This is a genomic window from Ralstonia mannitolilytica (assembly GCF_905397375.1).
GTDB classification, from domain to species: Bacteria; Pseudomonadota; Gammaproteobacteria; order Burkholderiales; family Burkholderiaceae; genus Ralstonia; species Ralstonia mannitolilytica.
The window spans coordinates 225,007-237,295 of the sequence record NZ_CAJPVG010000003.1; the positions used below are offsets into that span (position 1 = coordinate 225,007).

The window sequence follows — 12,289 nt, forward strand, 5'->3', positions numbered from 1 at the left end:
GCTCAGGCGGCTTCCCGACTTGCGCCCGGGGCCGCGTCCACCTCCATTTCCGTGACCGCCGTACCGCCCGGGCGCAGCGCCGAATGCTCGCGCCGCGAGTGCACCAGCGGATAGAACATCTGGGCTGTCCACCGCTCCGGGCCGAACAGCGCGTCGTCCTGCAGGCCGATTTGCGCCGGGTACTTGCGCGTGATGTGCGCCGTGCCGAACAGCACATCCCAGAAGAACAGCAGGTTGCCGAAGTTGCCCTTGTAATGGCCGATGCCATCGGCGTTGGTCAGCGCGTGGTGCGCCCAGTGCGTGGCCGGCGTGGAAATCGTGCGTTCGACCACCCACATCACCGGACGCAGCGCGCGAATGCGGTACAGCGGTGCATCCCACGGCCACGCGCAATGCGCGCCGATGATGACCGCCAGCTTGACCACCACGTACGCCGCATAGACGGGCCCGAAGCCCAGGTACACCGCCACGCCGCCAATCCACAGGCCCGGCATCATCAGGTAATAGAAGAAGTTGTTGCGGTACGTGATGCGCACGCTCATGTAGGGCGCACTGTGATGTGCGCGGTGCAGCGGCCACAGCAGCGGCGTGTGCGATGCGCGGTGCCACAGATACTGGGTCAGGTCGTCCCCGACCAGCAGCAGGCCCGTCATGGCCCACCACGGCAGGTTCGCCCACGCGTTGTGCTGCGCCGGGATGAGCCACTTGCACAGCGCATTGCTGCCCAGCATTGCGATCGGCTGCGTCACGGCGATGAGGCTCACGAACATCAGCGCCTCGAGCCAGGCATCGTTGGCGGTGGCGCGCCCGCGCACGGTGGCCTGGTAACGCCGCGTGACGAATTCCATGGCGGCAAAGCCGAGGATGCAGGCAGCTATCAGGGCGTGCTCCACCTGGGAACTCATCGCGGTGTCTCCTCACGTTGAATGGTTGTGAAGACGATGCTAGGCGTGGCGCTTCAATGCGTCTAATGCATAATCGACATCTGCTCAATGCACGGAACGCAATGCCATGGATCTACGCCGCCTGGGCCATGTCGTCGCCTTGGCCGACACGCTGCACTTTGCACGGGCGGCGGAGCAGGTCCACCTCAGCCAGCCGGCCTTCAGCCGCAGCATCCAGGCGGTGGAAGACGATCTCGGCATCCGCCTGTTCGACCGCGAGACCGGCGACGTACGTCCCACGCCTGCGGGCGCCTTCGTCATCAAGCGCGCGCGCCAACTGCTGTTCGAGGCGCGTTGCCTGCAGCGCGATGTTGAGCTCTACCGTGACAGCCATCTGGGCGACACCGCCTTCGGGGTCGGGCCGCTGTTGACGGCCACGCTGATGCCGCAGGCGCTGCGCGAGTTGCGCCAGCAGCATCCGCAGGTGGCGCTGCGCATGGAGGTGGGCAACTGGGCGCAGCTGCTCCAACGCCTGCGCAGCGAGAACATCGAGTTCTTTGCCGCGGACGTGCGCGACATGCCGGCAGACGCCGCGCTGGATGTCCAGCCGATCGGCGGCCAGCCGCCGCATCTGTATGCGCGGGCGGGCCATCCGCTGGCCGGGCGCAAGGCGACGCTGCGCGAGGTGTGGGAATACGGCGTTGCCGTGCCCAAGCTGCTGAGCCCATCCAAGATGGATCTGGCGAAGCTGCTCGGGCTGCCAGCGGGCCAGCAGGCGACCATCGCGCTGGAATGCGACAACTACGGCGTGCTGAAGACGGTGGCGCTCACCACCGACACCATCCTGGGCGCCACGGATGCCGCCGTGCGCGAAGAGCTGGAGGCCGGCACGCTAGTCCGGCTCACGGTGAAGGGCTGGCTCTCGCAGCCGTCCACCACGGGCATCGTGCGCTTGCGCGGCAGGACGGCATCACCCGCAGCGCAGGCGGCCATCGCAGCCATCGTGCGGGCCGCCGAGGCCATCAACGTGTGAGCACGCGGCGCATGGTCCGGTGCGGGATGCCGGCTTCTTCAAATTCCCCGCCCTCGGCCGTGAAGCCGGCGCGCGCATAGAACGGCATGGCGTGCGTTTGCGCGTTGAGGATCAGCTCCCGATACCCGAGCGACTGTGCCTTCGCGATCAGCGCTTCGAGCACGCGCGCGCCCACGCCCGTACCGCGCGCCTCCTTGCGCACCGCCATGCGGCCGATATGCCCGTCGGGCAGCAGGCGGCCGGTGGCCACGGCGCGCCCGGCGGTATCGCGCGCCAGTGCGTGCCAGCATTGGTCATCCCACTCGTCCCATTCCAGCTCGACGGGCACGCCCTGCTCGATGACGAACACGTCGTAGCGGATGGCGCGGGCTTCTTCGCGCACGGCGTCCCAGCGGTCGACTTCTACGCCGGCCAGCGGGCGGACAGATTCAGGAGCAGTCATGTTCGGGTTTCAATACTTGAACGTTGAAGAGGGGTTCGGCTATTCGGTCTCAGTGCCGAAGGCGCGGCGCAGCGCGCTGGCGGCATCGCGGTGCGCATCTTCCACGGCCGGCACGAAGCGGCCGATCTTGAAGAAGTCGTGGATCATGCCTGCATACAGCTTGAGTTCGACCGGCACCTCGGCCGCGCGCAGCTTGTTGGCGTAGCCGATGCCGGCGTCGCGGATGGGGTCGAAGCCGGCCACGGCAATCCACGCGGGGCACACGCCGGTCACATCGGCGCCGTGGCCGCCGGCGTCGAGCGGGGCGAAGCGCCAGTCGTCGCGGTCGGCGTCGCTGCGCAGGTATTGCGAGAAGAACCAGCGGATCATCTCCTGCGTGAGCAGGTAGCCCTCGGCGAATTCGCGGTGCGAAGGCGTGCTCTCTCGCGCCGTGGTGCCGGGGTAGATCAGCAGCTGCAGCACGGGAGCGAGGCCCCGGTTGCGCGCCTCGATGGCGCACACGGCGGCGAGCGTGCCGCCCGCGCTGTCGCCACCGAAGGCAATGCGCGCCGGGTCTGCGCCGATGCTGGCGGCTTCATCGAAGACCCACTGCATCACGTCGAAGGCGTCCTCGGCGGCGGTGGGGAACTTCCACTCGGGCGCGAGCCGGTAATCGACCGACAGCACCATCGCCCCGGATTTGGCGGCGAGCGACCGGCACAGCTGGTCGTGCGTCTTGATGCTGCCGACCGTGAAGCCGCCACCGTGGAAGTACACGAGCAGCGGCAGCGGGTCGGCCCAGCTTGCCGCGCGGGCAGCGTACGTGCGAATGGGAATCGGGAAACCATCGCGCGCCGTGACCGTCAGGTCGTGCACCGACTCCAACGGAATGGCCGGGATGTCGACAATGGGGCTGCTCTTTTCGTAGGCGATCTTGGCGTCGGCCGGGTCGAGCGCATTGAGCGGCGGACGCTTGGCACGCGCCACGAGATCAAGCAACTGGGCGACGTGCGGGTCGAGATGCGGGTGCGGCGTTGGGTGCTGCATGCAGGGGAACTGAACGATCGTTCTAATATGGCTATCATCGGAGTATCCATCGAACCACGCCCGCGCCACAAGACGGGCACACAGACACCACCGGAGACAGCATGGCCCTCATCTACTACCTCACCCACGTCCACCTCGGCTTTGGCACGATCGACGAACTGAAAAGCGAATGCGCGCGCGTGGGCATCCGCCGCCCGATGGTCGTGACCGACAAGGGCGTGGCCGCCGCCGGGCTGGCGCAGCGGGCCATCGACGCCACGGGCGGGCTGCCCGTCACCGTATTCGACGAGACGCCGTCCAACCCCACCGAAGCGATGGTGATGAAGGCCACCGCGCAATACAAGGACGCCGGCTGCGATGGGCTGATCGCCATTGGCGGCGGTTCGTCGATCGACCTCGCCAAGGGCATCGCGATTGCCGCAACGCACCCGGAGCCGCTCACCACGTACGCCACCATCGAAGGCGGCAGTGGCAAGATCACGGAAGCCGCGGCGCCGCTGATCGCCATTCCCACGACGGCCGGCACCGGCAGCGAAGTGGCGCGCGGCGCGATCATCATCCTGGAAGACGGCCGCAAGCTCGGTTTCCACTCGTGGCACCTGTTGCCAAAGTCGGCGATCTGCGATGCAGAACTGACGCTGGGCCTGCCGCCGATGCTGACCGCCGCCACGGGGATGGACGCCATCGCGCATTGCATCGAGACTTTCCTCGCGCCAGCCTTCAATCCGCCTGCCGACGGCATCGCGCTGGACGGTCTGGAACGGGCGTGGGCGAACATCGAGCGCGCCACGCGTGATGGCGCCGACCGCGATGCGCGGCTGAACATGATGAGCGCGTCGATGCAGGGCGCGATGGCGTTTCAGAAGGGGCTCGGGTGCGTGCATTCGCTGTCGCACCCGCTGGGCGGCGTGAAGGTCGACGGCAAGACGGGGCTGCATCACGGCACGCTCAATGCGGTGGTGTTGCCGGCGGTGCTGCGCTTCAACGAGACGGCAGAGACGGTCGTGCGCGACAACCGCTATGCCCGCATGCGCCGCGTGATGAACCTGCCGGCCGGCGCTGACCTTGCGCAGGCGGTGCATGACCTCACCGCGCGCCTGGGCCTGCCCACGGGCCTGCGCCAGATGGGCGTGCCGGAAGACGCGCTCGAACACGTGGTCGAGGGCGCCCTGCTCGACCACTGCCACAAGACCAACCCGCGCATCGCCACGGCGGACGACTACCGCCGCATGCTGGCGGAATCGATGTAACGCGGGCGGGTCAAGAAACGAACGACCGGATCAGCGCGGCAATGCGCTCCGGTTGTTCGTGCACGACCCAGTGCGTGCCGTCGGGAATGCGCTCCAGGCGCATGTCCGGAATGAACCGCTCTAGCCCGTTGAGCAGGCTTTTCGGCAGCGCCATGTCCATCTCGCCCCAGATCACGAGTGTGGGCACCTTGACGACGAACGCCTCGGGCGGCATCTGGTCGATGCGCAGCGGCGCCGTGCCTTCGGTGGGCGGGTGCAGCGGCGAGGCGCGGTAGTAATTCACGCCGCCTGTCAGGCCATGCGAGCCGCCTTCGCCCGGCCGGCTCCAGGCCGCGTGATAGCGCGCCCGCACCTCGGGCGTGAACCATTCGGCCACGGGCTGGCCCATGCCGCTGAAGAAGCCTTCGAGCTTTTCGAAGTCGTTGGCGGCCAGCGCCTCTTCCGAGCCGGGCTTGCGCAGCCAGTTCATATACGCCGACGAAGCCTGCTGTGCCGGATCGCTCAGCAGCGCATTCGCAAACACCCAAGGGTGTGGCGAGTTGATGATGACCAGCCGCTCCACCCGCTCCGGATGCTGGATGGCAAGGTTCCAGCAGATCGCCCCGCCCCAGTCGTGCGCGACCACGATCGCGCGCTCATAGCCCAGCGCCGCGATGAACTGCTCCAGATCCTGCACGAGCATCTTCGGGCGGTACGCATCGACCGCGGCCGGCTTGCTCGACAGGTTGAAGCCGCGCATGTCGGGGGCCACCGCAAAGTGCGTGTCACCAAACGCGGCGAGCTGCGCCTCCCACTCGTACCAGAACTCCGGGAAGCCATGGACAAACAGCATGAGCGGCGCACCGCGCTGGCCGGCGCTGGCGTAATGCAGCCGCGTGCCGTTGGGCAGGTCGGCGAATTGCGATTCGGTGATGGCGGCAGTGGGTGCGGCGGTCATGGCAGTCCCGGAAGTCTTGGAGGTGTGATCACCCGCGCAGGGCATCGACCAGACGCGCACGCACGTCGGGCTTGCCATCGAACGGGTCCGACGGGTTGCGCTGCGAGATGATGTCTTCAAAGCGGCGCTGCACCGGTGCCAGCGCGTGCGGGTGCGAATAGATGTAGAAGCCCGCGTTGCGGATGGCGTCGAAGGTCATCTTGCCGACCTGCTCGGCCGTCACCTTGCCGGAACTGACAGCCTTCTCCGACATGGCGCGCGAGACGAGCTGCGACTTGGTGGGCGGCGCCGTATTGGCGAGATCCTGCGGGCGGTTGCGGTCCGACTGCGTGATGCCGGTCGGCACGAAATACGGGCACAGCACCGAGCAATGAATCTGCTCGGTCACCAGGCTCAGATCCTGGTACAGCGATTCGGACAGCGCCACCACCGCATGCTTGGACACGTTGTAGATGCCCATGGCCGGCGCATTCAGCAGCCCCGCCATCGACGCCGTATTGACGATATGGCCCTCGTACGACGGATCCTTCCTGGCGGCTTCGAGCATGAGCGGCGTGAAGATGCGCACGCCGTGGATCACGCCATGCAGGTTCACACCAAGCACCCAGTCCCAGTCGCGCTCGGTGTTCTCCCAGATCAGACCGCCCGCGCCCACGCCCGCGTTGTTGAACAGCAGGTTCACCTTGCCGAACGTCTTCATGGCCGCATCGGCCAGCGCCTGCACGTCTTCCACCTTCGACACGTCGACGCGCAGCCCGATCACTTCCACGCCCTGCGCCGTGAACTCGGCCACGGCGGCATCCAGCGCATCCTGCTGGATATCGGCCAGCACCAGCTTCATGCCCAACCCGGCCGCGTTCTTGGCGAACTCCTTGCCGAAACCCGACGCACCGCCCGTGATGACGGCCACACCGCCTGCGAATTGCTTCATACGTGTCTCTCTCGTGTTGTTGTCATGAAATGCGATGGCGTTGGCAACGCCGTCAGTCTGCCGTCTCGACCTTGCGCACGGCGTAACCCACGCGCGGGAAATGCACCACCACCTGCCCGACACGCGCATCTTCACGCAGCACGCCCACGGCGTCGCGCGTGGAGACGATCAGCTCGCCTTCGAGCGGGTCCACGCCGTAATCGACAGCGGCCACCGTCACGCGTGTGCCCTTGGGCAGGCCGTAGCGGTCGTCGAAGGCCGCCTTCGTGTCCGTCAATGCGCGCGGCGTGGCGGCCTTTGCAATATCGAGCGCTTCGGCGGGCGTCATCGGCTGCGCCTGCGAATGGCCCAGCGCCGCGACCCGGTGCATCCATGCCACCACGTCGGGATGGGCATCCAGAATGCCCGCCACCGCCGCCGCGCGGCGAATGAACCACAGGCAGTGGTAGACGGAGAAATCGGCCACGGTCGGCTGCTCTCCGAACAGGAAGATGTGCTCGCCGGTCGCGAGCTGGCGCTCGAGCTGCGCCAGGAAGACGTGCAGGGTCGACGTCGCTTCCGGCAGCGGCGTGCGCAGGCCTGTGCCGCCGGCGCGCATCGCCTTGCGGTCTTCCACGAACGCCTTGACGAATGCCTCGGGCGCGCCGCCGAACAGGCTCTGGAAACCGGCCGGCTGCGTGACGTAGGTGGCCGTCGCCCAGAACAGCGTCGTGTCCGCCCATTGCGCCATGGCGAACACGGCCGCCGCATGCTCCGACGGCACCAGCTTCGGCAGCGGGTGGATCGATTCGAGCACCTGCGCGATCAGCGCCGTATCGCAGTAGATATCCGCGCCGATCTGCAGGAACGGCGTGCGCCGGTAGCCGCCCGTGAGCGGCATCACGTCGGGCTTGGGCAGGATGGAGGGCACCGTGACGGACTTCCACGGCTGGTCCTTGTAGCCGAGGATCAGCCGCACCTTCTCCGAAAACGGCGAGGTGGCGTAGTGATGCAGGATCAGATCCGTCATGGGCATTCCTGGTGGTTTCGTGGGCGCCGATCAATCGAGCAGATCGGGTTGCTCTTTGACGATGCGCGCATAGAGCGGCTGGAACTGGAACCACCCCGCCTGCGCCGAGCCCACGATGGAATACGCCTGGCGCGCAGCCGCATCGGAAATCGTGCGCGGTGCCTCGCCCGTGCGCGCGGCAGCGGCTTCGGCCAGCAGCTGCACCTGGCACGAGCGCTCCATCGTGATGAACCACCACGCCGCCTCGTCGACGGTCTTGCCGACTGTCAGCAGGCCGTGGTTCTGGAGGATCGCGGCCTTGTTGTCGCCGAGCGCCTCGGCAATGCGCTGGCCTTCGTCCAGCTCGACTACCACGCCGCCGAAATCGTCGTACACGGCGTGGTCTTCGTAGAACGCGCAGACGTCCTGCGTGAGCGGATCGAGCTTGCGCCCGAGTGTCGACCACGCGCGGCCGTATGTGCTGTGCGAATGCGCCGCGGCCACCGCGTCGGGCCGTGCCTGGTGCACGCGGGAGTGGATCGCAAACGCTGCGGCATTGACCGGGTAATCGCCTTCGACCACGTTGCCGTGGTGATCGCAGCGGATCAGGTTCGACACCTTGACCTGGCTGAAGTGCACGCCGAACGGGTTCACCCAGAAGCTGTCCTGGTGCTCGGGGTCGCGCGCGGTGATGTGGCCGGCCACACCTTCATCGAAACCGAATCTGGAGAACAACCGGAACGCTGCAGCCAGCCGCTGCTTGCGGTGCAGGCGCTCTTCTTCAACGGTGGCGAATTGCGGCGGACGCGGCAGGTTGCGATAGCGGGCGGCGGCCTCGGGGCTGAGGCTGGCGCTCATGCTGTCGGGCCGCTTGGCGTGTGCGGTTTCAGGTGCATTCATGGTGTCTCCTTCACGCAGTCATTGTGGGTGGGGCCATTCTGTGGCGGCCCCTGCCCGGCGGACTGTCAATGGCTTGACAGTCCGTGCAGCCACATCAAAACGTCAGACCAGCTTGACGAGCTGCTTGCCGAAGTTCTTGCCCTTGAGCAGGCCCATGAAGGCTTCCGGCGCGCTCGCCAGGCCCTGCGCCACGCTCTCGCGGAACTTGAGCTTGCCCTGTGCCACGTAGCCGCCGAGTTCGCGCAGTGCTTCCGGCCACACGTCCATGTGTTCGGAGACGATGAAGCCTTCGATCGTCAGGCGCGACACCAGGATCAGCTGCGGGTTCTGCATCGGCAGCGGCTGGCCGTCGTAGCCGGCGATCATGCCGCACATGGCGATGCGCCCGAACGGGTTCATGCGCGAGAGCACGGCGTCGAGGATCGTGCCGCCGACGTTCTCGAAGTACGCGTCGATGCCGTCCGGCGTGGCCTCCTTGAGCATCCTGTAGAGCTCTTTCGGGTCCTTGGCGGCCTTGTAGTCGATACAGGCGTCAAAGCCGAGTTCGTTGACCACGTAGTCGCACTTGTCCTTGCCGCCGGCAAAACCCACGGCGCGGCAACCCTTGAGCTTGGCCAGCTGGCCGACCACGCTGCCCACGGCGCCCGAAGCGGCGCTCACCGCCACGGTCTGGCCAGGCTTCGGGTGCATGATCTTGTTCAGGCCGTACCACGCCGTCACACCGGGCATGCCCACCGCGCCCAGGTATGCCGACAGCGGAATGTGACGCGTGTCGACCTTCTGGATGCCGCGGCCATCGGAGATGCCGACCTCCTGCCAGCCGAACATGCCGACCACGCTGTCGCCGACGGCAAACGACGGGTTCCTGGACGCCTCCACCACGCCCACCGTGCCGCCGATCATCACTTCATCGAGCGGCTGCGGCTGCGCATACGACTTGCTGTCGTTCATGCGACCGCGCATGTACGGGTCGAGCGACAGGAAATGGTTGCGCACCAGCACCTGGCCGTCCTGCAGTTCCGGCAGATCCACCGTCTCCAGGCGGAAGTTCTCGGGCGTCACGGCCCCCTGGGGGCGCGAAGCCAGAACGATGCGCTGATAGGTCTTCGACATGAAAAACGCTCCTGAATATCGGATATCGGTGTTGGGTCGGGGTGTTACTTGTGTTGCATGAAGTACTCGGCCAGCGCCGCAAATGCCCGATGCGTGACCGGATCATTGGCCGCATTGGCAGCGACCGGGTGCGAGGCATAGCGCACGATCGTCATCTGGGCCACCGGATCAATATAGATGCGCTGGCCGTGGATGCCGCGCGCTTCGAACGTGTGGTGATCATTGCTCGAAACCCACCACATGTTGCGGTACGAATAGCCGGGCAGCGTCGTGTAGCCTGCCTTCGCAAACTTGGCCGGGTCGCCGCCGCGGCGGATGTCGTCGATCACGCTTTTGGGCAGGATCTGCCTGCCGTTGAAGCGGCCGTCGTTGCGAATCATCTCGCCAAAGCGCGCCAGGTCGCGCAGCGTGGTGTTCAGGCCACCGCCGCCCGATTCCGTACCGATGCTGTCGACCGAGAAGTACGCATCGTCCTGTGCGCCCATCGGCTGCCAGATGCGCTCGGACAGCAGCGCCGCCAGCGATTTGTTCGACGCACGGCGCACGATCCACGCCAGCGTTTCGGCGTTGACGGTCTTGTACGCGAATTCCGCGTCGTGCTCGCCTTCCTTGCGCAGCGTCGTGAGGTAGTCGTAGAAGTTGTCGGGGCCCTTGTAGCCCGGCGGGCGCGGCAGCATGCCGCCGGCGCGGGCGTAGGCCCAGACATCGGCGTTCGGGTCGGCATAGTTCTCGGAGTAACGCACGCCCACGGTCATGTCCATGACCTGGCGCACGGTGGCGTCGCCATAAGCGGTGTCCTTCAACTCCGGCACGTACTGCGTCACCGGCGCAGCCGGATCGAGCTTGCCGTCCGCCACGAGCATGGCGGCCAGCGTGCCAACAAACGATTTTGTGACCGACATGGCGATGTGCGGCGTATGCGCATCGAGCGCACCAAAGTAACGCTCGTAGACCACCTTGCCCTTGTGCATGACGAGGATGCCGTCGGTGTAGGTCAGCTTGAGCGCCTCGGCAAACGTGCGGCGCGTGCCGTTCGGATCGGTAAACAGCACGCCGCTGATGTCGCGCTCGGCGCGCGGCAGCTTGCTGACGGGGCCGTCACCGCGCCAGACCGCGCGCGTCGGCACGAACTCGCGCACGTGGCTGTAGCCGTAGCGCGTGCGCGGGAACATGTTGCCCGCCAGGTCAAAGCGGATGATGCGATCGGGCGGCGGCGGGAAGCCCTGCATCCAGCCCATCTTGTTCGGGTCGGATTCGTCGGCCGTCAGCGGCTTCTGCGCCGGCGGGTTCGGTGCAGGGGGTGCTTGCACGGTGGCCGGCGCATCGGCCGCCGGGGCCGGATGGGAAGCGCATCCTTCGAGGGTCATGGTCAGTCCGGTGGCGCAAAGCAGCGTGATGGCAAGGGCGGACACGGCCCGCCGCGCAGGTTGTTGCATCGTCATCTCCTAGATGGTTCTTCTTATGAGCCGAACCGGATTCGGCCTGCCACCCGGCATGGCTGTACTGCGGACTTCATTGCAGGCAGATCAGCCGTCCGCGCCCGGCTCAGGTGTGCGCGGCGGCGGCATCCGCTTGACGAACTTGAACGTGCCTGAGCCGCGTGCCACCAGCTTGCCGTCGCCATCGCGCACCTCGCCTTCGCAGAAGGCCATGGTGGTCGACTGGTGCACGCAGCGCGCGCTCGCCGTGAGCGTGCCGCGTCCGGGCTGCATGAACGCCGTCTTCATCTCGATCGTCACCACGCCGCGGCCGTGTGCGTCTGCCGAGCGGCCCGCCATGGCCATCGCCACGTCGAGCATCGTCATGGTCACGCCGCCGTGGGCCATTTCCCAACTGTTCATGTGCTGGGCTTCAAGGGCGAGTTCGACGATGCCCTCGCCGCCCTCGGCCTTCAGGCAGCGCATGCCGAGAAGCTTCAGGAAGGGAATGTCGATCGGAAAACCGTTGTTGTCTGCGCTCATGCTGCGTTCAAGAGAGTGGAAAGCAGCCGAAATTAGACCACGCTCACGCCGCCGTCGACGGCCAGGATCTGGCCCGTGATGTGCTTCGAAGCGTCTGACGCGAAGAGCGCCGCCACCCCCTTGAGGTCTTCGTCATCGCCAATGCGACGCAGCGGCGTGCGCGCGGCGAGTTTGTCGACGCCCAGCTTTTCCAGCGAACCGCGCGTCATCTTCGAAGGGAAGAAGCCCGGCGCGATGGCATTGACAGTGATGTTGTACTCGCCCCATTCGCCCGCCAGCGCACGGGTGAAGTTGACCACCGCGCCCTTGCTGGTGTTGTAGGCGATCGTGTCGAGCGTGCCCGGCGCATTGCCCTTCAGGCCGGCGATCGACGCCACGTTGATGATCTTGCCGTACTTGCGCGGGATCATCGATCGCTTGCCGATCTGCTGCGAGAGCAGGAACAGGCCGCGGATGTTCAGGTTCATCACCTTGTCCCACGCCTCCACCGGGTGGTCTTCGGCCGGTGCGCCCCACGTGGCGCCAGCGTTGTTGACGAGGATGTCGACGTGGCCGAGCTTGGCAAGCGCCCCGTCGGCCAGGCGCTGGATGTCGGCTTCGACGGCGCCATCGGCGGCAATCCAGTCGGCCTCGATGCCGAGCGACTTCAGGTGCGCCTGCGCTTCCTTCAGCTCATCGGCCTTGCGGGCCGACAAGACGATGCGTGCGCCCTGCTCGCCCAACGCTTCGGCAATCTGCAGGCCAAGCCCGCGCGAGCCGCCCGTGACCAGCGCGGTCTTGCCCGAGAGATCGAACAGCGATTTCAGCGTACCCATGGTGTCTCC

13 protein-coding genes are annotated in these 12,289 nt (G+C 66.6%); 2 read left to right on the plus strand and 11 right to left on the minus strand.

All coding sequences use genetic code 11. The features are described 5' to 3' along the window. Positions 1-2 precede the first annotated feature (2 nt). Positions 3-905 carry a sterol desaturase family protein gene (locus KHN96_RS09145; protein WP_045786814.1) on the minus strand — a complete coding sequence of 301 codons (903 nt, stop codon included), beginning with the start codon at positions 903-905 and terminating at the stop codon, positions 3-5. Between the two features lie 106 nt (positions 906-1,011). On the opposite strand from KHN96_RS09145, the gene KHN96_RS09150 reads away from it, so the two are divergent. Continuing rightward, positions 1,012-1,917 carry a LysR family transcriptional regulator gene (locus KHN96_RS09150; RefSeq protein ID WP_062739196.1) on the plus strand — a complete coding sequence of 302 codons (906 nt, stop codon included), beginning with the start codon at positions 1,012-1,014 and terminating at the stop codon, positions 1,915-1,917. Here the strand turns inward: KHN96_RS09150 and KHN96_RS09155 are convergent. Together KHN96_RS09155 and KHN96_RS09160 are read right to left on the minus strand one after the other, a co-directional pair. Further along, complete coding sequence (locus KHN96_RS09155) at positions 1,907-2,359, minus strand: GNAT family N-acetyltransferase (RefSeq protein WP_045786812.1); 453 nt, start codon at positions 2,357-2,359, stop codon at positions 1,907-1,909. The two genes, KHN96_RS09150 and KHN96_RS09155, sit on opposite strands and share 11 nt — an antisense overlap. A 39-nt stretch (positions 2,360-2,398) precedes the next feature. Continuing rightward, positions 2,399-3,385, minus strand: a complete 987-nt coding sequence (locus KHN96_RS09160; protein WP_045786811.1) for an alpha/beta hydrolase — start codon at positions 3,383-3,385, stop codon at positions 2,399-2,401. Positions 3,386-3,486: 101 nt separating this feature from the next. Between KHN96_RS09160 and KHN96_RS09165 the strand changes: the two genes are divergently transcribed. After that, complete coding sequence (locus KHN96_RS09165) at positions 3,487-4,635, plus strand: iron-containing alcohol dehydrogenase (protein WP_045786810.1); 1,149 nt, start codon at positions 3,487-3,489, stop codon at positions 4,633-4,635. A gap of 10 nt (positions 4,636-4,645) precedes the next feature. On the opposite strand, the gene KHN96_RS09170 is transcribed toward KHN96_RS09165, so the two are convergent. The 8 genes from KHN96_RS09170 to KHN96_RS09205 all read right to left on the minus strand — a co-directional run bounded on the left by KHN96_RS09170 (position 4,646) and on the right by KHN96_RS09205 (position 12,280). Then, a complete protein-coding gene (locus KHN96_RS09170; protein WP_062739195.1) occupies positions 4,646-5,572 on the minus strand; it encodes an alpha/beta fold hydrolase in 927 nt (308 codons plus the stop codon). A 28-nt stretch (positions 5,573-5,600) separates the two neighbouring features. Beyond that, positions 5,601-6,503 carry an SDR family oxidoreductase gene (locus KHN96_RS09175; protein ID WP_045786808.1) on the minus strand — a complete coding sequence of 301 codons (903 nt, stop codon included), beginning with the start codon at positions 6,501-6,503 and terminating at the stop codon, positions 5,601-5,603. Positions 6,504-6,555: 52 nt separating this feature from the next. Next, positions 6,556-7,512 (minus strand): glutathione S-transferase family protein, encoded by a 957-nt coding sequence (locus KHN96_RS09180; RefSeq protein WP_115043933.1) that lies wholly within the window; start codon positions 7,510-7,512, stop codon positions 6,556-6,558. Positions 7,513-7,542: 30 nt separating this feature from the next. After that, a complete protein-coding gene (locus KHN96_RS09185; RefSeq protein WP_045786806.1) occupies positions 7,543-8,391 on the minus strand; it encodes a class II aldolase/adducin family protein in 849 nt (282 codons plus the stop codon). 102 nt (positions 8,392-8,493) lie between these two features. Then, on the minus strand, positions 8,494-9,504 hold the full coding sequence (locus KHN96_RS09190; protein ID WP_062739193.1) for an NADP-dependent oxidoreductase: 1,011 nt from the start codon (positions 9,502-9,504) through the stop codon (positions 8,494-8,496). 44 nt (positions 9,505-9,548) lie between these two features. Further along, complete coding sequence (locus KHN96_RS09195) at positions 9,549-10,940, minus strand: serine hydrolase domain-containing protein (protein WP_045786804.1); 1,392 nt, start codon at positions 10,938-10,940, stop codon at positions 9,549-9,551. Positions 10,941-11,030: 90 nt separating this feature from the next. Next, positions 11,031-11,465 (minus strand): PaaI family thioesterase, encoded by a 435-nt coding sequence (locus tag KHN96_RS09200; RefSeq protein WP_045786803.1) that lies wholly within the window; start codon positions 11,463-11,465, stop codon positions 11,031-11,033. 32 nt (positions 11,466-11,497) lie between these two features. After that, positions 11,498-12,280, minus strand: coding sequence for an SDR family oxidoreductase (locus KHN96_RS09205; protein ID WP_062739192.1), 783 nt, complete (start codon positions 12,278-12,280; stop codon positions 11,498-11,500). Positions 12,281-12,289 lie beyond the last annotated feature (9 nt).

Excerpts from the sequence above, each read along its gene's own strand:
- KHN96_RS09160 (WP_045786811.1), bottom strand. The coding sequence starts at position 3,385 with ATGCAGCACCCAACGCCGCACCCGCATCTCGACCCGCACGTCGCCCAG.
- KHN96_RS09180 (WP_115043933.1), bottom strand. The coding sequence starts at position 7,512 with ATGACGGATCTGATCCTGCATCACTACGCCACCTCGCCGTTTTCGGAG.
- KHN96_RS09175 (WP_045786808.1), bottom strand. The coding sequence starts at position 6,503 with ATGAAGCAATTCGCAGGCGGTGTGGCCGTCATCACGGGCGGTGCGTCG.
- KHN96_RS09185 (WP_045786806.1), bottom strand. The coding sequence starts at position 8,391 with ATGAATGCACCTGAAACCGCACACGCCAAGCGGCCCGACAGCATGAGC.
- KHN96_RS09170 (WP_062739195.1), bottom strand. The coding sequence starts at position 5,572 with ATGACCGCCGCACCCACTGCCGCCATCACCGAATCGCAATTCGCCGAC.
- KHN96_RS09190 (WP_062739193.1), bottom strand. The coding sequence starts at position 9,504 with ATGTCGAAGACCTATCAGCGCATCGTTCTGGCTTCGCGCCCCCAGGGG.
- KHN96_RS09165 (WP_045786810.1), top strand. The coding sequence starts at position 3,487 with ATGGCCCTCATCTACTACCTCACCCACGTCCACCTCGGCTTTGGCACG.
- KHN96_RS09145 (WP_045786814.1), bottom strand. The coding sequence starts at position 905 with ATGAGTTCCCAGGTGGAGCACGCCCTGATAGCTGCCTGCATCCTCGGC.
- KHN96_RS09195 (WP_045786804.1), bottom strand. The coding sequence starts at position 10,940 with ATGCAACAACCTGCGCGGCGGGCCGTGTCCGCCCTTGCCATCACGCTG.
- KHN96_RS09155 (WP_045786812.1), bottom strand. The coding sequence starts at position 2,359 with ATGACTGCTCCTGAATCTGTCCGCCCGCTGGCCGGCGTAGAAGTCGAC.
- KHN96_RS09150 (WP_062739196.1), top strand. The coding sequence starts at position 1,012 with ATGGATCTACGCCGCCTGGGCCATGTCGTCGCCTTGGCCGACACGCTG.
- KHN96_RS09200 (WP_045786803.1), bottom strand. The coding sequence starts at position 11,465 with ATGAGCGCAGACAACAACGGTTTTCCGATCGACATTCCCTTCCTGAAG.
- KHN96_RS09205 (WP_062739192.1), bottom strand. The coding sequence starts at position 12,280 with ATGGGTACGCTGAAATCGCTGTTCGATCTCTCGGGCAAGACCGCGCTG.